The sequence below is a fragment of the Pseudomonas sp. EMN2 genome (assembly GCF_009650555.1).
Classification (GTDB): Bacteria; Pseudomonadota; Gammaproteobacteria; order Pseudomonadales; family Pseudomonadaceae; genus Aquipseudomonas; species Aquipseudomonas sichuanensis.
Genome location: NZ_VZZR01000003.1, coordinates 33,712 through 53,922, shown reverse-complemented (window position 1 = coordinate 53,922; position 20,211 = coordinate 33,712). Strand labels below are relative to the sequence as shown.

Genomic DNA, 20,211 nt, shown 5'->3' with positions numbered 1-20,211 from the left:
CCGGCCTCAGAGGGTAGCGAATTGAACGACATGGCAAAGAATCTGATCCTGTGGTTGATCATCGCCGCCGTCCTGGTGACGGTGATGAACAACTTCTCCAGCCCTAACGAGCCGCAGACCCTCAACTATTCCGACTTCATCCAGCAGGTCAAGGATGGCAAGGTCGAGCGCGTGACCGTCGACGGCTACATCATTACCGGCAAGCGCACCGACGGCGACAACTTCAAGACCGTGCGCCCGGCCATCACCGACAACGGCCTGATCGGCGACCTGGTCGACAACCATGTGACCGTCGAAGGCAAGCAGCCCGAGCAGCAGAGCATCTGGACTCAGTTGCTGGTGGCGAGCTTCCCGATCCTGGTGATCATCGCCGTGTTCATGTTCTTCATGCGCCAGATGCAAGGCGGTGCCGGTGGTAAAGGCGGGCCGATGAGCTTTGGCAAGAGCAAGGCGCGCCTGCTCTCAGAAGATCAGGTCAAGACCACGCTGGCTGACGTCGCCGGTTGCGATGAGGCCAAGGAAGAGGTTGGCGAGCTGGTCGAGTTCCTGCGCGACCCGGGCAAGTTCCAGCGCCTGGGTGGCCGTATCCCGCGTGGCGTGCTGATGGTGGGCCCGCCTGGTACCGGTAAGACCCTGCTGGCCAAGGCCATCGCCGGCGAAGCCAAGGTGCCGTTCTTCACCATCTCGGGTTCCGACTTCGTTGAAATGTTCGTCGGTGTCGGTGCCAGCCGTGTGCGCGACATGTTCGAGCAGGCGAAGAAGCACGCCCCCTGCATCATCTTCATCGACGAAATCGACGCCGTCGGTCGCCACCGTGGCGCCGGCATGGGCGGCGGTCACGACGAGCGTGAGCAGACCCTCAACCAGTTGCTGGTCGAGATGGATGGCTTCGAGATGAACGATGGCATCATCGTCATCGCCGCCACCAACCGTCCGGACGTACTCGACCCGGCGCTGCTGCGCCCGGGCCGCTTCGACCGCCAGGTGGTGGTCGGCCTGCCGGATATCCGTGGGCGCGAGCAGATCCTCAAAGTGCACATGCGCAAGGTCCCGATTGGCGAGAACGTCAACCCGGCGGTCATTGCTCGCGGTACCCCTGGTTTCTCCGGTGCTGACCTGGCCAACCTGGTCAACGAGGCGTCGCTGTTCGCCGCCCGCGCCAGCAAGCGCGTGGTCGAGATGAAGGAGTTCGAGCTGGCCAAGGACAAGATCATGATGGGCGCCGAGCGCAAGACCATGGTCATGTCCGAGAAAGAGAAGCAGAACACCGCTTATCACGAAGCCGGCCACGCCATCGTTGGTCGCGTGGTGCCTGAGCATGATCCTGTCTACAAGGTGTCGATCATCCCGCGTGGTCGCGCACTGGGTGTGACCATGTTCCTGCCGGAAGAAGACCGCTACAGCCTGTCCAAGCGCGCGCTGATCAGCCAGATCTGCTCGCTGTACGGTGGACGTATCGCCGAAGAAATGACCCTGGGCTTCGATGGCGTCACCACCGGTGCCTCCAACGACATCATGCGTGCCAGCCAGATCGCCCGGAACATGGTCACCAAGTGGGGCCTGTCCGAGAAGCTCGGCCCGCTGATGTACGCGGAAGAAGAGGGCGAAGTGTTCCTCGGCCGCAGCGCCGGCAGCCAGCACGCCAGCGTGTCGGGTGAGACCGCCAAGATGATCGACTCGGAAGTGCGCGCGATCATTGATCAGTGCTACGCCACCGCGAAGCAGATCCTCACCGACAACCGTGACAAGCTCGACGCCATGGCCGAAGCATTGATGAAGTACGAAACCATCGATGCCGACCAGATCGACGACATCATGGCAGGCCGCACCCCGCGTGAACCACGTGACTGGGACAACGATGCCGGCACTTCCGGCAACCAGGCCTCCCAGGGTGATCGTCCGGAGTCGCCGATCGGCGGCCCAGCGGCTCAACACTAAGGGTAGCCATGAGTTCACAGCAGTACCCGACCCGGTTGCCTTGCGGCAACCGGGTTCTTGATTTGTCCCGTACCCATGTCATGGGTATCCTCAATATCACCCCCGATTCCTTCTCCGACGGCGGGCGCTTCAGCCAGCGCGACGCAGCGCTGCGTCACGCCGAGGCGATGGTGGCCGCCGGCGCGACCCTGGTCGATGTCGGCGGCGAGTCCACGCGTCCCGGTGCCCGGGCCGTTTCACCGCTCGAAGAGCTGGAGCGCGTGGCGCCCATCGTCGAGGCGATCAGCAGCCGCCTTGATGTGATCATCTCGGTGGATACCTCGACACCCGCAGTCATCCGCGAGTCGGCCCGCGTCGGTGCCGGCCTGATCAACGACGTGCGCGCCCTGGAGCGCGACGGTGCGCTTGATGCGGCTGCCGCCACAGGGTTGCCGGTGTGCCTGATGCACATGCGCGGCGAGCCGGGCAACATGCAGGACAATCCGCATTACGAGAATGTGACCGCCGATGTCGCGCGCTATCTTGAGCAGCGCATGGCGGCCTGCGCGGCGGTCGGCATCGACGCCGAGCGTATCGTCCTCGATCCCGGGTTCGGGTTTGCCAAGACCCTTGAGCACAACCTGAGCCTGTTCAAACACATGGAAGCGCTTTACCGCCTTGGGCGGCCGCTGTTGGTGGGCGTCTCGCGCAAGAGCATGATTGGCCTCACGCTGAATCGCCCGGTAGGTGAGCGGCTCTACGGCAGCCTGGCGCTGGCGGCACTGGCCATGACCAAGGGCGCGAGCATCCTGCGCGTTCATGATGTCGCCGAAACGGTCGATGTAGTGCGCATGATCGCCGCCGTGCAGAGCGCCGAATAAGAAAACTGGAGTCCCTATGAGCAGAAAATACTTTGGTACCGATGGTATCCGTGGTCGCGTTGGCCAGTTCCCCATCACCCCGGACTTCATGCTGAAGCTCGGCTGGGCCGCGGGCATGGCTTTCCGCAAGCAGGGCCACTGCCGTGTACTGGTCGGCAAGGACACCCGTATCTCTGGCTACATGTTCGAGTCGGCGCTCGAGGCCGGCCTTTCTGCCGCCGGTGCCGACGTGATGCTGCTCGGGCCGATGCCGACCCCGGCGATCGCCTACCTCACCCGCACCTTCCACGCCGAAGCCGGCATCGTCATCAGTGCGTCGCACAACCCGCACGACGACAATGGCATCAAATTCTTCTCGGGCAATGGCACCAAACTGCCGGACGAAGTCGAGTTGATGATCGAGGAGTTGCTCGACCAACCGATGACCGTCGTCGAGTCGGGCAAGCTGGGCAAGGTCTCGCGCATCAACGATGCGGCGGGCCGCTACATCGAGTTCTGCAAGAGCAGCGTGCCTACCAGCACCAGTTTCGAAGGCCTCAAGGTCGTCGTGGATTGCGCCCATGGTGCCACCTACAAGGTTGCCCCCAGCGTGTTCCGTGAGCTGGGCGCCGATGTGACGGTGCTGCATGCCGCGCCGGATGGCCTGAACATCAACGAGGCTTGCGGTTCGACGCACATCGAGTCGTTGCAGGCTGCGGTGCTGGTTGGGCATGCCGACTTGGGTATCGCCTTCGACGGCGATGGCGACCGGGTGCTGATGGTCGATCACACCGGTGCCATCGTCGACGGTGACGAGCTGCTGTACATCATCGGCCGTGACCTGCACGAGCGCGGCAAGCTGCAAGGCGGCGTGGTGGGTACCTTGATGAGCAACCTCGGCCTGGAGCTGGCGTTCAAGGAGCTGGACATCCCGTTCGTGCGGGCGAAGGTCGGCGACCGCTATGTCATGGCCGAACTGCTTGAGCGCGAGTGGCTGCTGGGCGGTGAAAACTCCGGGCATGTCGTGTGCTGCAACCACACCACCACCGGTGATGCAATCATCGCCGCGCTGCAGGTGCTGATGGCCCTCAAGCGTCGCGGCGAAACCCTTGCCCAGGCGCGCCAGGGCGTGCGCAAGTGCCCTCAGGTGTTGATCAATGTGCGCTTCGAGGCAGGCAAGAGCGACCCGTTGAAGAACCCGCTGGTGCAAGCGGCAAGCGACAAGGCGACCGAAGACATGGCGGGTCGCGGGCGTGTGCTGTTGCGCAAGTCCGGCACCGAGCCATTGGTGCGCGTGATGGTCGAAGGCGACGACGAAAACCAGGTGCGCGGCCATGCCGAAGCCCTGGCCAAGCTGGTCGCTGAAGTTTGTGCCTGAAGAGGCTTGCCAGCGCAGATCGGGTTGGGTAAGATCTGCGCCCACTTTGACCGACGAGGTAAAGCATGCGTCGCCCCATGGTAGCTGGTAACTGGAAGATGCACGGTACCCGCGCCAGCGTCGCTGAGCTGACTCAGGGCTTGGGCAATATGTCCCTGCCAAGCGGTGTGGAAGTCGCGGTGTTTCCGCCAACCCTGTTCATTGATCAAGTGATCAAAGGCCTGGAAGGAAAGGGAATCACCGTCGGCGCACAGAATTCTGCGGTACAGCCTGAACAAGGCGCGCTGACCGGCGAAGTTGCACCGAGTCAGTTGGCTGAAGTTGGTTGCAAATATGTTCTGATCGGGCATTCCGAACGTCGCCAGATTATTGGTGAAACTGACGAAGTGCTGAATCAAAAGTTTGCAGCTGCTCAGAAAAGTGGTTTGACGCCAGTGCTCTGTATAGGGGAAACTCTCGAAGAGCGCGAGGCAGGCAAGACGCTTGAAGTTGTAGGGCGTCAACTAAGCAGTGTTATCGATGCGTTCGGTATTGCCGCTTTTGCCAATGCAGTAATTGCCTATGAGCCTGTATGGGCCATCGGTACTGGTTTGACGGCCTCGCCACAACAAGCTCAGGATGTGCATGCAGCCATCCGCAAGCAGTTGGCGGCGAAGGACGCCGAAGTTGCAGCTAAGGTGCAGCTTCTCTACGGCGGCAGCGTGAAGGCGGCCAATGCGGCCGAACTGTTCGGCATGCCGGATATCGATGGGGGGCTCATTGGTGGAGCGTCCCTGAATGCAGACGAATTCGGTGCAATTTGTCGCGCCGCAGGAAACTGAACAATGCTGGAAACAGTCGTAGTTGTTTTTCATCTGTTGGCGGCATTGGCACTGGTAGTAATGGTGCTGCTGCAACAGGGTAAAGGTGCGGAAGCAGGTGCATCTTTCGGCGCAGGTGCTTCAAATACTGTGTTCGGAAGCCAAGGTTCCGCTACCTTTTTGAGTAAAGTTACTGCTATACTTGCCGCCACTTTCTTTTTGACTGCACTTGGGTTAGGATACTTCGCCAAGCAGCAGGCTCACCAGCTGACTCAAGCTGGTCTGCCAGATCCAGCAGTGCTGGAAGTCAAAGAGCAAAAGCCGGCAGTCAATGATGATGTACCGGTGCTCCAGCAGCAGAAGAGCGAAACCACCAACTCTGGTGATGTACCTCCTCCGGCCAAAGAGCAGCAGTAACGGGTTTCAAATGTAGTATTGCCGAGGTGGTGGAATTGGTAGACACGCAACCTTGAGGTGGTTGTGCCCATAGGGTGTAGGGGTTCGAGTCCCCTTCTCGGTACCAATTGAAGCAAGAGAGCCCGCTTTAGCGGGCTTTCTTGTAGGTGGAGGTTGGATTGACCCTCAAGGGGGTTCGGTCTTATACTTTCGCCCCAGCTTTGTCGCGGGGTGGAGCAGCTTGGTAGCTCGTCGGGCTCATAACCCGAAGGTCGTTGGTTCAAATCCAGCCCCCGCAACCAGCTTCAGCGGAGCCCCTTTTCAGGGGCTTTTTGCTAGCCAACAGTTTTCGGCGTCGTTGTCCAACGGCGCTTTCAGGGATGGGCGCTTCGCCCATTTTTTATTTGCACAGCATGCACGAGGGGGTTCAGGTGTCGAGCAAGCTAGAACAGTTGCAGGCCTTGTTGGCCCCAGTGGTCGAGGGGCTGGGCTATCAGTGCTGGGGGATCGAATACGTCTCCCAAGGTAAGCATTCGGTACTGCGTATCTACATCGACAAGGAAGGCGGCATTCTGGTGGAGGACTGCGAAGCGGTCAGCCGTCAGGCCAGTGCCATCCTGGATGTGGAAGACCCGATCAGCAGTGAATATACCCTCGAGGTTTCCTCTCCAGGCATGGATCGCCCGCTGTTCACTCTGGAACAGTTTGCCTCGCATGCCGGCGAGCAAGTGAAGATCAAGCTGCGTACGCCCTTCGAAGGTCGTCGTAACTTCCAGGGCCTTCTCCGCGGTGTGGAGGAGCAGGATGTGGTGGTCCAGGTGGATAACCATGAGTTCCTGCTGCCGATCGACTCGATCGACAAGGCCAATATTATTCCCAGTTTTGACTGAGACGTGCCGGGCCCGGCGGAATTTACGGGCCCAATGGCTTGCGCAAGGCGAGGCGTACGATGAGCAAAGAAGTACTGCTGGTTGTTGAATCGGTATCCAACGAAAAGGGTGTACCGCCCGGCGTTATTTTCGAGGCGCTGGAAGTGGCACTGGCCACTGCAACCAAAAAGCGTTTTGAAGACGAAGTCGACCTGCGTGTGGAAATCAACCGCCACACCGGTAGCTACGAAACCTTCCGTCGCTGGACGGTCGTCGAGGAAGCGGATCTGGACGATCCGGCAATCGAAGTCTGGCCAGCAAAGATTCAGGAAAGTCATCCTGAAGCCAAAGTTGGCGACGTGATCGAAGAGAAGATCGAATCGATCGAGTTCGGTCGCATTGCTGCGCAAACCGCCAAGCAAGTCATCGTGCAGAAGGTTCGCGAAGCTGAGCGCGCCCAGGTGGTCGACGCCTACCGCGAACGCGTTGGCGAGATCATCTCCGGTACCGTGAAGAAGGTCACCCGCGATAACGTCATCGTCGACCTGGGCAACAACGCCGAAGCGCTGCTGGCCCGTGAAGACATCATCCCCCGTGAGACCTTCCGGGTCGGTGTGCGCCTGCGTGCACTGCTCAAGGAAATCCGCACCGAGAACCGTGGCCCGCAGCTGATCCTGTCGCGCACTGCGCCGCAGATGCTGATCGAGCTGTTCACCATCGAAGTGCCGGAAATCGCCGAAGGCCTCATCGAAGTCATGGCCGCCTCCCGTGATCCGGGATCGCGTGCCAAGATCGCCGTCCGCTCCAAGGACAAGCGCATTGACCCACAAGGTGCCTGTATCGGCATGCGTGGTTCGCGCGTCCAAGCCGTATCCGGCGAGCTGGGTGGCGAGCGTGTGGATATCGTCCTGTGGGACGAGAACCCGGCGCAGTTCGTCATCAACGCCATGTCGCCGGCAGAGGTTGCCGCGATCATCGTTGACGAAGACGCCCATGCGATGGACATCGCCGTTGGTGCCGACAACCTGGCTCAGGCCATTGGTCGTGGCGGTCAGAACGTTCGTCTGGCCAGCCAGCTGACCGGCTGGACCCTGAACGTGATGACCGAATCGGACATCCAGGCCAAGCAACAGGCTGAAACCGGCGACATCCTGCGTAATTTTGTCGAGGAACTGGAAGTCGACGAAGAACTGGCACAAGTGCTGGTCGACGAAGGCTTCACCAACCTCGAAGAAATTGCCTACGTACCGTTGGAAGAAATGCTCAACATCGATGGCTTTGACGAAGAAATCGTCAATGAGCTCCGCGCTCGAGCCAAGGACCGTTTGTTGACCAAGGCCATCGCTACCGAAGAAAAACTGGCAGACGCCCATCCGGCCGAAGACCTGCTCTCCCTCGAGGGCATGGACAAGGACCTGGCGGCCGAACTGGCGGTGCGCGGCGTGGTTAACCGCGAAGACCTGGCCGAGCAGTCGATCGACGATCTGCTCGACATCGACGGCATCGACGAAGAGCGTGCCGGCAAGTTGATCATGGCCGCCCGAGCCCACTGGTTCGAGTAATTAGGCGCGGCCTGAGGAGAGAAGTGCATGACGCAAGTCACGGTGAAAGAACTGGCCCAAGAGGTCGAGGCACCGGTAGAGCGCCTGCTGCAGCAGATGCGTGAGGCAGGTCTGCCGCACACCGACGCCGGTCAGGTAGTGACCGATAATGAGAAGCAGACCCTGCTGACCCATTTGAAGAGCAGCCACAAGAGCAAGGCGGAAGAGCCGCGCAAGATTACCTTGCAGCGCAAGACCACCAGCACGCTGCGTGTCGCCGGTAGCAAGAGCATCAGCGTAGAAGTACGCAAGAAGAAAGTATTCGTGCAGCGCAGCCCGGAAGAGATCCAGGCTGAGCAGAAGCGCGAGCAGGAAGAGCGCCGCGCGGCCGAAAACGCCGCACGCGAGAAGGTCGAAGCCGAAGTGCGCCAGCGCAACGAGGAGCAGGCACGCCGTCAGGCCGCCGAAGCCCCGGCCGCTGCCCCAGTCGCCAAGGCCGAGCCTGTCGCTGTTGCTGCCCCGGTAGTGGCCAACGCGCCGGTGTCCGAAGACGCCGCCGCACGTGCTGCCGAGCGCAAGAAAGACGAGACCCGCCGCAACGAAAGCCGCAGCCGTGACGACGATCGTCGTGGTGGTGGCGCGGCTGCTGCCGGCCGTGGCGAAGCGCCGCGCATGTCGGTCAAGGTCAAGGTCAAGGAGAAGGAAAAGGCTCCGACTCCACGCGCCGCGCCACGTACCACCGAAGAAGAAAGCGATGGTTTCCGTCGTGGCCGCGGTGGCAAGAGCAAAGGCAAGAAGCGCAACCAGCATGGCTTCCAGAGCCCGTCCGGTCCGGTCATTCGTGACGTGACCATCGGTGAGACCATCACCGTTTCGGACCTGGCCCAGCGCATGTCGGTCAAAGGCGCCGAAGTCGTCAAGTTCATGTTCAAGATGGGTACTCCGGTCACCATCAACCAGGTGCTCGACCAGGAAACCGCTCAGCTGGTAGCAGAAGAGCTGGGTCACAAGGTCACCCTGGTCAGCGATACCGCCCTGGAAGACTCCCTGGCCGAATCGCTGAAATTCGAAGGTGAAGTCGAATCGCGTGCGCCAGTCGTTACCGTCATGGGTCACGTTGACCACGGTAAGACCTCGCTGCTCGACTACATCCGTCGTGCCAAGGTTGCCGCTGGCGAAGCCGGTGGTATCACCCAGCACATCGGTGCCTACCACGTCGAAACCGACCGTGGCATGGTCACCTTCCTCGACACCCCAGGCCACGCTGCGTTCACCCAGATGCGTGCCCGTGGTGCCAAGGCCACCGACATCGTCATCCTGGTGGTGGCGGCGGACGACGGCGTGATGCCGCAGACCCGCGAAGCCGTTCAGCACGCCAAGGCTGCTGGCGTGCCGCTGGTGGTTGCGGTGAACAAGATCGACAAGCCGGGTGCCGACCTCGATCGCATCCGCAACGAGCTGGCCGTCGAAGGCGTCACCTCCGAGGACTGGGGTGGTGACACGCCGTTCGTCAAGGTGTCGGCGAAGATGGGTACCGGTGTCGACGAGCTGCTCGAAGCCGTTCTGCTGCAGGCCGAGATTCTCGAACTGACCGCCACCCCGACTGCTCCAGGTCGCGGTGTCGTGGTTGAATCGCGTCTGGACAAAGGCCGTGGCCCGGTTGCCACCATCCTGGTTCAGGACGGCACCCTGCGTCAGGGCGACATGGTCCTGGTCGGCTCCAACTATGGCCGCGTGCGCGCCATGCTCGACGAGAACGGCAAGCCTGTGAAGGAAGCCGGCCCGTCGATCCCGGTCGAGATCCTCGGCCTGGATGGCACCCCGGACGCCGGTGACGAAATGTCCGTGGTGGCCGACGAGAAGAAAGCCCGTGAAGTTGCCCTGTTCCGTCAAGGCAAGTTCCGTGAGGTCAAGCTGGCCCGTGCTCACGCCGGCAAGCTGGAAAACATCTTCGAGACCATGGGTCAGGAAGAGAAGAAGACCCTCAACATCGTCCTCAAGACCGATGTGCGTGGCTCCCTGGAAGCGCTGCAGGGCTCGCTCGGCGGCCTGGGCAACGACGAAGTTCAGGTACGTGTGATCGGTGGCGGCGTCGGTGGTATCACCGAGAGCGACGCCAACCTGGCACTGGCCTCGAACGCGGTGCTGTTCGGCTTCAACGTGCGTGCCGATGCCGGTGCGCGCCGGATCGTCGAGCAGGAAGGTCTGGATATGCGTTACTACAACGTGATCTACGACATCATCGAAGACGTCAAGAAAGCCCTGACCGGCATGCTCGGCAGCGATGTTCGCGAGAACATCCTGGGCGTCGCCGAAGTGCGTGACGTGTTCCGTTCGCCGAAATTCGGCGCCATCGCTGGCTGTATGGTCATCGAGGGTACCGTGTTCCGCAACCGTCCGATCCGCGTACTGCGCGACGACGTTGTGATCTTCGAAGGCGAGCTGGAATCGCTGCGTCGCTTCAAGGACGATGCTTCCGAAGTGCGTAACGGCATGGAGTGCGGTATTGGCGTCAAGAGCTACAACGACGTCAAGGTCGGCGACAAGATCGAAGTCTTCGAGAAAGTCCAGGTGGCTCGTACCCTTTAAGGGCGAGCCCGCTGCCAACCCCCGTCGTACGGCGGTTGGCAGCGCCTCTGCAGGTAGCGCCCGGTCAGGCCTCAGTCTGAACCGGGCGTTTGCCGCTTTAGATACAGGTAGCAAAAATGGCAAAAGAATACAGCCGTACCCAACGTATCGGCGATCAGATGCAGCGTGAGCTGGCCGAGCTGATCCGCCGCGAAGTCAAAGACCCACGCGTGGGCCTGGTGACCATCACCGCCGTCGACGTCAGCCGTGACGTGGGCCACGCCAAGGTCTTCATCACCGTCATGGGTGAAGAAACCCCGGACGCCGTGCAGCAGTCGCTCAAGGCCCTCAACAGTGCCGCCAGCTTCCTGCGCCTGCACCTGGGCCGCTCGATGCAGCTGCGCAGCGTGCCGCAACTGCACTTCCACTTCGATGAAAGCGTCAGCCGTGGCGTGCACTTGTCGGCACTGATCGAGCGGGCGGTCGCCGAAGACCGTCTGCACAAGGATGCCGACGAGCCGGGCGCCAAGGAGTAAGCGGTGGCCCAGGTCAAACGTATCCGCCGCAACGTCAGCGGCATCATCCTGCTCGACAAGCCGTTGGGGTTCACCTCCAACGCCGCGTTGCAGAAGGTCCGCTGGTTGCTCAATGCCGAGAAGGCCGGCCACACCGGCAGCCTCGACCCGCTGGCCAGCGGCGTGTTGCCGCTGTGCTTCGGTGAAGCGACCAAGTTCTCGCAATACCTGCTCGAGTCCGACAAGGGCTACGAAACGGTCATGCAGATGGGGCAGACTACCAACACCGGTGATGCCGAAGGCGAAGTCCTGCAGACCCGTGAGGTGACCGTCGGTCGCGCCGACATCGAGGCACTGCTGCCGCGTTTTCGCGGCCCGATCAGCCAGATACCGCCGATGTACTCGGCGCTCAAGCGTGACGGCCAGCCGCTTTACAAGCTGGCACGTGCAGGAGAGGTAGTGGAGCGCGAGGCGCGTTCTGTTACTATTGGCCGCTTGGAGTTGCTCGAGTGCGAAGGCACCCGTGCACGGCTGAGCGTAGGATGCAGCAAAGGCACCTATATCCGCACCCTGGTGGAGGATATCGGCGAGGCACTTGGCTGCGGCGCCTATGTCGCCGAGCTGCGCAGGACCCAGGCCGGGCCCTTCGCACTGGCACAGACCGTGACCCTCGAGGAGCTCGAACAGGCCCACGCCGAAGGTGGCAACGAAGCGCTCGATCGTTTCCTCATGCCGTCCGACAGCGGGCTGCAGGACTGGCCGCTGTTGAGCCTCTCCGAGCACAGTGCGTTCTACTGGCTGCATGGCCAGGCCGTACGTGCCCCGGATGCGCCGCAGTTCGGCATGGTCCGCGTACAGGATCACAACGGTCGCTTCATCGGTATCGGTGAAGTGAGCGAAGACGGGCGCGTGGCGCCACGTCGACTGATTCGGTCGGAATGACCGAAACCGCAGGCCCAGGCTTCGGCTGAAGCGTGCGGATACAAGGGTGGCTGTCAGTAGGCACGGTCACACCTTTTTTATTAATACAGGGATCAAGTCCCTGGCCTATTGGACCCCGCTTGCGGGATCCGTTTATCAGGAGAAGCCACATGGCCCTCAGCGTTGAAGAAAAAGCTCAAATCGTTGCCGACTACCAGCAAGCTGCTGGCGATACTGGTAGCCCGGAAGTTCAGGTTGCTCTGCTGACCGCGAACATCAACAAGCTGCAAGGCCACTTCAAGGCCAACGGCAAAGACCACCACTCGCGTCGTGGCCTGATCCGTATGGTCAACCAGCGTCGTAAGCTGCTGGACTACCTGAAGGGCAAAGACACCACTCGTTACAGCGCCCTGATCGGTCGCCTGGGCCTGCGTCGCTAATAGCGGCCTGGTCAGTGGTGTGCATGGCGCATTCATCGGCTACGCTGCCTGGCAGCGTTCCCGTTGGGCACGTCATGCGTATCTTCGAGGTTGGCAGCCTGGCAATGCCGAGCGGGATTTCCGCTCGGCGCCAGGCTCCCAGCCTCGTGTTGTATCTGGACGGTCAACGGGGCCGATTCCCTGTTCTGCCCAAGAATTCGCAAGAAACCAGTTCCCCCAGAGCCACTGAAAAAGGTAGGAAACCGTGAACCCGGTAATCAAGCAATTCCAGTTCGGTCAATCGACCGTTACCCTCGAAACGGGCCGCATTGCCCGTCAGGCCACCGGCGCTGTGCTGGTCACCGTCGACAACGATGTCACCGTGCTGGTGACCGTGGTCGGTGCCAAGCAGGCAGATCCGAGCAAGGGCTTCTTCCCGCTGTCCGTGCACTACCAGGAAAAGACCTACGCCGCTGGCAAGATCCCAGGTGGTTTCTTCAAGCGTGAAGGCCGCCCATCCGAAAAAGAAACCCTGACTTCGCGCCTGATCGACCGCCCGATCCGCCCGCTGTTCCCAGAAGGTTTCATGAACGAAGTGCAGGTTGTCTGCACCGTGGTTTCCACCAGCAAGAAGACCGATCCGGACATCGCTGCGATGATCGGTACCTCGGCTGCCCTGGCCATTTCGGGCATTCCGTTCGAAGGCCCGATCGGCGCCGCCCGCGTTGCCTTCCACGAAAGCACCGGCTACCTGCTGAACCCGACCTACGAGCAGCAGGCCGCTTCGAGCCTGGACATGGTCGTAGCCGGTACCGCCGATGCCGTACTGATGGTTGAATCGGAAGCCAAAGAGCTGACCGAAGACCAGATGCTGGGCGCCGTGCTGTTCGCCCACGACGAATTCCAGGCCGTGATCAAGGCTGTCAAAGAGCTGGCTGCCGAAGCCGCCAAGCCGACCTGGGACTGGAAACCGGCCGTTGCCAACACCGAGCTGTTCAACGCCATCCGCGCCGAGTTCGGCGAGGCGGTCTCCCAGGGCTACACCATCACCGTCAAGGCCGACCGTTACGCGCGCCTGGGCGAGCTGCGCGACCAGGCGGTTGCCAAGTTCTCCGGTGAAGAAGGCCAGCCATCGGCCGGTGAAGTCAAAGAGATCTTCGGCGAGATCGAATACCGCACCGTTCGCGAAAACATCGTCAACGGCAAGCCACGTATCGACGGCCGCGACACCAAGACCGTGCGCCCGCTGAACATCGAAGTCGGCGTTCTGCCGAAGACCCACGGTTCGGCCCTGTTCACCCGTGGCGAAACCCAGGCCCTGGTGGTTGCCACCCTCGGCACCGCTCGCGACGCCCAGCTGCTGGACACCCTCGAAGGCGAGAAGAAAGACCCCTTCATGCTGCACTACAACTTCCCACCGTTCTCGGTAGGCGAGTGTGGCCGCATGGGCGGTGCTGGCCGTCGCGAAATCGGTCACGGCCGTCTGGCCCGTCGTTCGGTCCAGGCCATGCTGCCGGCCGCCGACGTGTTCCCGTACACCATCCGCGTGGTATCGGAAATCACCGAGTCCAACGGCTCCAGCTCCATGGCTTCGGTCTGTGGCGCTTCCCTGGCCCTGATGGACGCTGGTGTGCCGATGAAGGCACCGGTGGCCGGTATCGCCATGGGCCTGGTCAAGGAAGGTGAGAAGTTCGCCATTCTGACCGACATCCTGGGTGACGAAGACCACCTGGGCGACATGGACTTCAAGGTCGCCGGTACCGCCAAAGGTGTTACCGCGCTGCAGATGGACATCAAGATCAACGGCATCACCGAAGAGATCATGGAAATCGCCCTGGGCCAGGCCCTGGAAGCGCGCCTGAACATCCTCGGCCAGATGAACCAGATCATTGGCCAGTCGCGTACCGAGCTGTCGGCCAACGCACCGACCATGATCGCGATGAAGATCGACACCGACAAGATCCGTGACGTCATCGGTAAAGGCGGCGCCACCATCCGCGGTATCTGTGAAGAAACCAAGGCTTCGATCGACATCGAAGACGACGGTTCGATCAAGATCTTCGGCGAAACCAAGGAAGCGGCCGAAGCGGCCAAGCAGCGCATCCTGGGCATCACCGCAGAAGCCGAGATCGGCAAGATCTACGTCGGCAAGGTCGAGCGTATCGTCGACTTCGGCGCCTTCGTCAACATCCTGCCGGGCAAGGACGGCCTGGTGCACATCTCCATGCTCAGCGATGCGCGTGTAGAGAAGGTCACCGACATCCTGAAGGAAGGCCAGGAAGTCGAAGTTCTGGTACTGGACGTGGACAACCGCGGCCGTATCAAGCTGTCGATCAAAGACGTTGCCGCTGCCAAGGCATCGGGCGTCTAAGCATTTCGATGCTGGAAAGAAGGACCCTTCGGGGTCCTTTTTTTATGGGCGTCGATCATGCCCGTAGAACATCTTGATGCAGGCACAGCCCCCTGCGGGCGAGCTTGCAACTTGCACTCAACAATCTCCGCATACTTGCAAATTGCACGATCCCTTGTGTCATGCGATTTTTATAAGTAATTGATTTATAAGGATTAATCAAAAGGCAAAAACCTGGCACAGCCCCTGCAACATCACTCCTACCTGACGCCAGGAATCACGGCGCAGACCTTTCGAAAAACAGGAGTGACCCTCATGAAGAAGTTCGCCATTGCTGCCGCTACTGCTACCGCGCTGACCCTGACCATGGCTAACGCGGCGTTTGCTGCCCAGTCCACCCAGGCCCCGATGACGCTTGCGGCCGGTGAGGTGACCAAAGCCAAGGAAGCTACCTCCGATACCTGGATCACCACCAAGGTGAAGGCTGACCTGATGACCGAGAAAGGCGTGCCGGGCAGCGACATCAAGGTCGAAACCAACAAGGGCGTTGTGTCGTTGTCGTCCGAAGTGGCGATTACCGATGCGCAGAAAGAGATGGCCGTCGCCATCGCCAAGAAAATCAAGGGTGTACAGGCTGTCTCGGCTGATGGCCTGAAGTCCGAATAAGGGATGTCCCGTCGGCCAAAGGGAATTGGCCACCATTCAAGCAAAAGCCCCGGCACCTGCCGGGGCTTTTGCTATGCATCAGACCCCGGGATTGCGGGCGATCACATCACTCTCGAAACACTCCTGCTCGAGGATCAACGGCTCCACCAATGGCCGGCTGTCGCGAAAGTGCGCGGTCTGGGTATGGGCCTCGTAGGCCGCGTCGTCGCGGTAGATCTCGTACAGGTAGATCACCTGCGGGTCTTCGCGGTCCACGGACACATCGAACACCAGGCAGCCCGGCTCGGTAGCGACCGAGGCAGCCGCATTGGCTTTGATGGCGCTGAGAAAGGCTTCGGCGGTACCGGGCTTCACGCGCGTCTTGATAAACAGGCTATACACAGGCGCTTCCTTTTGTTTTAAATTCGCACTCGAATTGTATACAAAAATGGAGTCCCGACCATGACCGATCTACCTGCCCGCCCGGGCCGACTCAACGGCCTGCGCCACATTGCCCTGCTGGTGCCCAATCTGGAGGAGTGCGAGCGCTTCTACGTCGATGTGCTGGGCATGGAAGTGCTCAACCGCGCCAACGAGGACCTGGTCTATCTCACCTGCGGTAACGACAACCTCTCGTTGGGGCGCGGCGCAGGTGCGGCCAATGGTCTGCAAACCCTGGATCACTATGGCTTCATCGTCGACAGCGTGGAGGAGCTGGAGGCCTGGTACCAGTACTTCAAGGCCCATGGCGTGACCTTGCTCGACCGACCGTTCAACCACGGCGATGGGGCGCGCAGCTTCCATTTGCTGGACCCGGCGGGGAACAAGGTGCAGCCGCTGTATCACCCGTCGGTGTCGGGGCAGCGGCTGGTTTGAGTGTTTGATTTACAGTAATCGCCGGTGTGGCTGCTCCTGCACCGGTGGGCGCGACAAGCCCACCCACCTGTGGGAGCGGGTTTACCCGCGAAAATGACACCTCGATGCCTGGCACGGGCTATGCCCGTGTTCGCGGGTGAACCCGCTCCCACAGGGATCTCGCAGCTGTTTGAAAGGCGAGCGGACGTGCAAGTTCATTGTGTGGGTGCCGGCTTGCCGGCGATGAGGCCAGCGAAGGCATCACCAGCCGGCATGGGCCTATGCCAAGCTACTCGGCATCCAGATGCAGCTGCGTCACCACCCGGCCATCGCTCTCGGCCTGGCCGAGGGATGCGTCGATGAAGTACACCCGGTCGTCTTCGAGCTGCCCTTTGTCCACCAGGTAGTCCTTGATGCTGCTGGCCCGCTCCTGGCCGAGTGTACGCAGCAGCGGGGCGCTCTCAGCCCAGGACTTGATCACCGCTTCGCGCAGCTTGGCGCTGCGCTCGTCACGCCCGAGCTTTTCCCACTCGGCGGGCGGTTGCTGCTTCAGCCGGGTGCGGTAGATACCTTCGAGCATGGGCGGCTTGTCGCTGTCATCCACCACCAACAGTGACGGGTTGGCCGGCACCTTGTCGCCACGGCGTTGCAGTACCTTGTACCAGGTGGCCTGGTATTCGCGCTCCAGGCGCTGCTGGGCGATCAGCGGGCCATCGCTGCCCTGGGCGGCGGTGCCTTCGATCTCCAGGCGCAGCTCGGGGCGTGCCTTGAGTGCCGAGGCCAGTTTGTCCAGCGAGGCCTGGGCGTCGGTGCTGAGCTCGCTTGAACCTGCGGCAAACGAAACATTGCCGAGATCTTCCGCACCACCGCCAGTGACCAACCCGCCGATGAACTTGAACGGCGCCTGGGCGGCGCGCAGCACCAGGTTGCGCAGGGTCTGCCAGACGATCGGCATCACGCTGAACTGCGGGTTGTTGAGGTCGCCGGAGATCGGCAGTTCGATGGAGATCTTGCCCTCGGTATCCTTGAGCAGTGCCACTGCCAGGCGGATCGGCAGGTCCACCGCGTCCGGGCTGTCGACCTTCTCGCCCAACTGCAGTTGCTCGACCACCAGCTTGTTCTCGGCTTTGAGCTGGCCGTTGGTGATCAGGTAATGCAGGTCGAGGTTCAGGCGCCCCTTGCGGATACGGAAGCCGGCGAACTTGCCCGAGTAAGGGGTCAGGGTGGTCAGTTCGACGCGCTTGAAGCTGGTGGCGATGTCCAGGCTGGCCAGCGGGTTGAACGGGTTGAGCGCGCCCTTGATGGTCACCGGCGCATAACGGTCGACCTTGCCCTTGATGTCCACCTTGGCCGGTTGCGGCTTGCGGTTGTCGAGGGTGCCGATCTGGCCGTTGAGCTGTTGCACGGCGGTGGCGAAGTTGGGGGTCAGGGTCAGGTCGGCGAAGTTGGCCGAGCCATCGTTGATGCTGATCTGGCCGATGCGGATGCCCAGCGGCTTGCTGCTGCCGGCAGTGGCAGGCTTGCTCTGGGCGGCCGCAGGCGCCCCGGCGGGCTGCGGGATCAGCAGGTCATCGACGTTGGTGGTGCGGTCTTCGTTGATGATGAAACGTGCATAGGGTTGCAGCAGGGTCACCTTGTCGATCGACAGGGCATCGCCATGCACATAGGAAAGGCCATCGACATTGACCTGCTGCCATTTGACGAAGTCGCGGTTCTTGATGGTGTCCAGGGTGTGCAGCTGGTTGACCTGGGCCTTGCCGCCGATGTCGAATGCCAGCGGCTCGGTGCTCTTCAGGTTCACCTTGAGGTCGCTGGACAGCATGCCGCTGCGCAGTTCCAGGCGAATGAACGGGTTGATGTAGGCCTGGGCCACACGCAGGTCGATGTCGCGAGTGGCCACATCGAGTTTGGCGGTGATCGGCGCCAGGTTCACTTCGCCTGCGGCCTGCAGCTTGCCCTGCTTGCCCACGCCGGTATCGAGCTTGAGGGTGAAGGGCGACTGGTTGAGGCTGTCGAAGTTCTGCAGGTCGAGGTTGAGCGGACCGACGTCCAGCGCCACAGGCTCCTTCTGGCTGCGGTCGGCCAGATGGATCATGTAGTTGCGTGCCTGTACGTCCTTGAGCAGCACCTGCCAGGGTTTGCTCGGCTCTTTGGCAGCTTTTTCCTTGTCAGTGGGTTCGGCGGCGGCAGGCTCGGCCTTTTCCTTGGGGGTGGCCTTGGCCGGCTGGCTGGCGAACAGCTTTTGCCAGTCGAGCTGGCCATCCTTCTCCAGTGCCGCCCAGGTTTCGAGTTTTTCGCTGCGGATCTTGCCGACGGTCACCAACTGCTTGGCCAGGTCGATGGACGTTTCGCTGACCTCCAGGCTGGCCAGGCGCGCCAGCGGTCGGCCATCGGGGGCCTTGATGGCGAACGGCGCAATGCGCACGGAGGTCTGGTCCAGCAACAGCTCGGTCTCTTTGGCCAGGCTGAGCTTGTAATGGGTGTCGAGGCTGATGACGCCATCTTCCAGCACCAGCGGCACGGCGTCGCGTACGTAGGGCCAGAAGGCTTTCATCTTGCCGTCGGTGACTTTCAGCGTGCCTTCGGAGGCGATCGGCGCGAGGCTCAGGGTGCCGCTCCAATCGATGCGCCCGCCGTTGGGGCCGTTGGCCACCAGGGTCATGTCGGCGTTGTCGTCAGGCAGGGTGCTGAGGTTCTTGAGCTCCAGGTTCATCGAGTCGTAGATGAACTCGATCGGCTCGCTGGGGCGCTGGTCCTCGAAGTGCAGGTAGCCTTCGCTGAGCTTGATGCTGCCGATGCGTAGCGGGAATGGCTCGCTGGGCGGCTCTTCGGCTTTCGGCTCGCTGGGTGGCAGCTTGAACAGCTGGGTCAGGTTGAGGCTGCCATCCTTGGCGAACAGCAGCTCGGTGCGCGACTTGTCCAGCTCGACGGCTTCCAGGTGCAGGGCCTTGGTCCACAGGCTGTCGAGTGCCAGGTTGGCGTACAGCCGCTCGAAACCGATCTGCTCCTTGCCGGGCTCGCCGATCTGCAGGCCCCACAGCGTCAGCTCGAGGCTGAACGGGTTGAGTTCGATGCGCTGCAGGTGTGCCGGCACGGTGGCGTGCTGCGCCAGCTGCTGGTTGGCAATGCGCAGTGCGATGCCGGGGAGAATCAGGAAGCCAAGCAGGCTGTACAGGGCCACCAGGGCCAGCAAGGCGCCGAAGGCGCGAGTCAATCCTTTGTGCATGTGTCGCTTCGTCTGTAGCAGGCTGGAGTGCTTGGAGTATGGCACGTCCAACAGGTTCCGCCGGTGTCGGAAAACACCTCATTCAATCCCCATGCGCCGCCTTGCGCGGTGCGCCGAACCGTCGCGCATGGCCCAGCGCAGCACCGGGGCGGTATTGGCCAGGCCCAGGCGGATCAGGCGCCTGGCCAGCAGGCTTTGCTGCAGGCCAAGCATCTGCTGGGCCCAGCCTGGCAGCAGGTCCGCTCCGGCCTTGAGCATCAGTTTGCCCACCGGCTCGGCCAGGCGGCTGGGCGCCGGGGCCTTGAACAGGATGTCGATAACTTCCAGGCTGCGGGCATCGCAGAGCAGTTGTGGGCGCATGTGTTGCAGGTAGTCCTCGATCTGGCGGCAGGAGCGTGGCACGTCGCGGGCGCCCAGGCGCTCGGCGATCAGCGCGATCTCGTTGTAGTAGGCATCCTGATCGGCGCGGGGCAGGCCGGGGTTGCGGTAGCGCAGGTGGGCGGCGAGAAAGCTGCTCACTTCGGCCACGTGCACCCAGGTCAGCAGGTCGGGGTCGCTGGCGGCATAAGGGCGTCCGTCCGCGGCGGTGCCGACCACCTTGAGATGGATGGTGCGTACCTTGTCGATGAGCCACTCGGCGTCGCGGGTCGAGCCGAACGTGGTGCCGGAGATGAACTGGCTGGTACGGCGCAGGCGGCCGAGCAGGTCTTCGCGAAAGTTCGAATGGTCCCACACACCAGCCAGTGCCAATGGGTGCAGCAGCTGCAACATCAAGGCACTGATGCCGCCCACCAGCATGCTCGGGAAGTCGCCGTGCACCTGCCAGCTGATGCTTTGTGGGCCGAACAGCCCAGGGTCGCCCTTGGGCGTTTCCAGGTCGAGCTGGCCGAGGGCCAGCCCGGTAAGGCTCATGACCTGGGTTTCGATGCGGCGGCGTAGGGCTTCCATGGC

General features: G+C 61.8%; 17 protein-coding genes and 2 tRNA genes. 16 read left to right on the top strand and 3 right to left on the bottom strand.

Annotated features, from left to right (window positions below):
• The first annotated feature begins 30 nt into the window (after window positions 1–30).
• The 15 genes from ftsH (at window position 31) to F6X61_RS00675 (ending at window position 15,200) form a co-directional block, all read left to right on the top strand.
• Window positions 31–1,938 carry an ATP-dependent zinc metalloprotease FtsH gene (gene ftsH / locus F6X61_RS00745; protein WP_110995204.1) on the top strand — a complete coding sequence of 636 codons (1,908 nt, stop codon included), beginning with the start codon at window positions 31–33 and terminating at the stop codon, window positions 1,936–1,938.
• Between the two features lie 8 nt (window positions 1,939–1,946).
• Window positions 1,947–2,798, top strand: coding sequence for a dihydropteroate synthase (gene folP, locus F6X61_RS00740; protein ID WP_153784946.1), 852 nt, complete (start codon window positions 1,947–1,949; stop codon window positions 2,796–2,798).
• A gap of 16 nt (window positions 2,799–2,814) precedes the next feature.
• Window positions 2,815–4,155: a phosphoglucosamine mutase gene (gene glmM / locus F6X61_RS00735; RefSeq protein ID WP_153784945.1), complete on the top strand. Its 1,341-nt coding sequence runs from the start codon at window positions 2,815–2,817 to the stop codon at window positions 4,153–4,155.
• Between the two features lie 65 nt (window positions 4,156–4,220).
• On the top strand, window positions 4,221–4,976 hold the full coding sequence (gene tpiA / locus F6X61_RS00730; protein WP_153784944.1) for a triose-phosphate isomerase: 756 nt from the start codon (window positions 4,221–4,223) through the stop codon (window positions 4,974–4,976).
• Window positions 4,977–4,979: 3 nt separating this feature from the next.
• Window positions 4,980–5,372, top strand: coding sequence for a preprotein translocase subunit SecG (secG, locus tag F6X61_RS00725; protein WP_011532138.1), 393 nt, complete (start codon window positions 4,980–4,982; stop codon window positions 5,370–5,372).
• A 20-nt stretch (window positions 5,373–5,392) separates the two neighbouring features.
• Window positions 5,393–5,478, top strand: a tRNA-Leu gene (locus F6X61_RS00720).
• Window positions 5,479–5,576: 98 nt separating this feature from the next.
• Window positions 5,577–5,653, top strand: a tRNA-Met gene (locus tag F6X61_RS00715).
• Window positions 5,654–5,782: 129 nt separating this feature from the next.
• On the top strand, window positions 5,783–6,241 hold the full coding sequence (gene rimP, locus F6X61_RS00710; protein ID WP_016391791.1) for a ribosome maturation factor RimP: 459 nt from the start codon (window positions 5,783–5,785) through the stop codon (window positions 6,239–6,241).
• Window positions 6,242–6,300: 59 nt separating this feature from the next.
• Window positions 6,301–7,782 (top strand): transcription termination factor NusA, encoded by a 1,482-nt coding sequence (gene nusA / locus F6X61_RS00705; RefSeq protein ID WP_110995208.1) that lies wholly within the window; start codon window positions 6,301–6,303, stop codon window positions 7,780–7,782.
• 27 nt (window positions 7,783–7,809) lie between these two features.
• On the top strand, window positions 7,810–10,350 hold the full coding sequence (infB, locus tag F6X61_RS00700) for a translation initiation factor IF-2 (RefSeq protein ID WP_153784943.1): 2,541 nt from the start codon (window positions 7,810–7,812) through the stop codon (window positions 10,348–10,350).
• 116 nt (window positions 10,351–10,466) lie between these two features.
• A complete protein-coding gene (rbfA, locus tag F6X61_RS00695; protein ID WP_110995210.1) occupies window positions 10,467–10,865 on the top strand; it encodes a 30S ribosome-binding factor RbfA in 399 nt (132 codons plus the stop codon).
• A 3-nt stretch (window positions 10,866–10,868) separates the two neighbouring features.
• Entirely contained in the window at window positions 10,869–11,786 is a 918-nt protein-coding gene (gene truB / locus F6X61_RS00690; RefSeq protein ID WP_110995211.1) for a tRNA pseudouridine(55) synthase TruB, read from the top strand.
• 149 nt (window positions 11,787–11,935) lie between these two features.
• Entirely contained in the window at window positions 11,936–12,205 is a 270-nt protein-coding gene (gene rpsO, locus F6X61_RS00685) for a 30S ribosomal protein S15 (RefSeq protein ID WP_009404303.1), read from the top strand.
• A gap of 244 nt (window positions 12,206–12,449) precedes the next feature.
• Window positions 12,450–14,555 (top strand): polyribonucleotide nucleotidyltransferase, encoded by a 2,106-nt coding sequence (gene pnp / locus F6X61_RS00680; RefSeq protein WP_110995212.1) that lies wholly within the window; start codon window positions 12,450–12,452, stop codon window positions 14,553–14,555.
• 294 nt (window positions 14,556–14,849) lie between these two features.
• Entirely contained in the window at window positions 14,850–15,200 is a 351-nt protein-coding gene (locus F6X61_RS00675) for a BON domain-containing protein (RefSeq protein WP_153784942.1), read from the top strand.
• A gap of 78 nt (window positions 15,201–15,278) precedes the next feature.
• On the opposite strand, the gene F6X61_RS00670 is transcribed toward F6X61_RS00675, so the two are convergent.
• Entirely contained in the window at window positions 15,279–15,581 is a 303-nt protein-coding gene (locus tag F6X61_RS00670) for a putative quinol monooxygenase (RefSeq protein WP_153784941.1), read from the bottom strand.
• 60 nt (window positions 15,582–15,641) lie between these two features.
• Here F6X61_RS00670 and F6X61_RS00665 point away from each other — a divergent pair, with 60 nt between their 5' ends.
• Window positions 15,642–16,055, top strand: a complete 414-nt coding sequence (locus tag F6X61_RS00665) for a VOC family protein (protein ID WP_125462545.1) — start codon at window positions 15,642–15,644, stop codon at window positions 16,053–16,055.
• Between the two features lie 268 nt (window positions 16,056–16,323).
• Here the strand turns inward: F6X61_RS00665 and F6X61_RS00660 are convergent, their stop codons facing one another.
• Both F6X61_RS00660 and F6X61_RS00655 read right to left on the bottom strand, forming a co-directional pair.
• Window positions 16,324–19,260, bottom strand: a complete 2,937-nt coding sequence (locus tag F6X61_RS00660) for a DUF748 domain-containing protein (RefSeq protein ID WP_153784940.1) — start codon at window positions 19,258–19,260, stop codon at window positions 16,324–16,326.
• Between the two features lie 78 nt (window positions 19,261–19,338).
• Window positions 19,339–20,208: an oxygenase MpaB family protein gene (locus tag F6X61_RS00655; protein ID WP_153784939.1), complete on the bottom strand. Its 870-nt coding sequence runs from the start codon at window positions 20,206–20,208 to the stop codon at window positions 19,339–19,341.
• Between the last annotated feature and the right edge of the window lie 3 nt (window positions 20,209–20,211).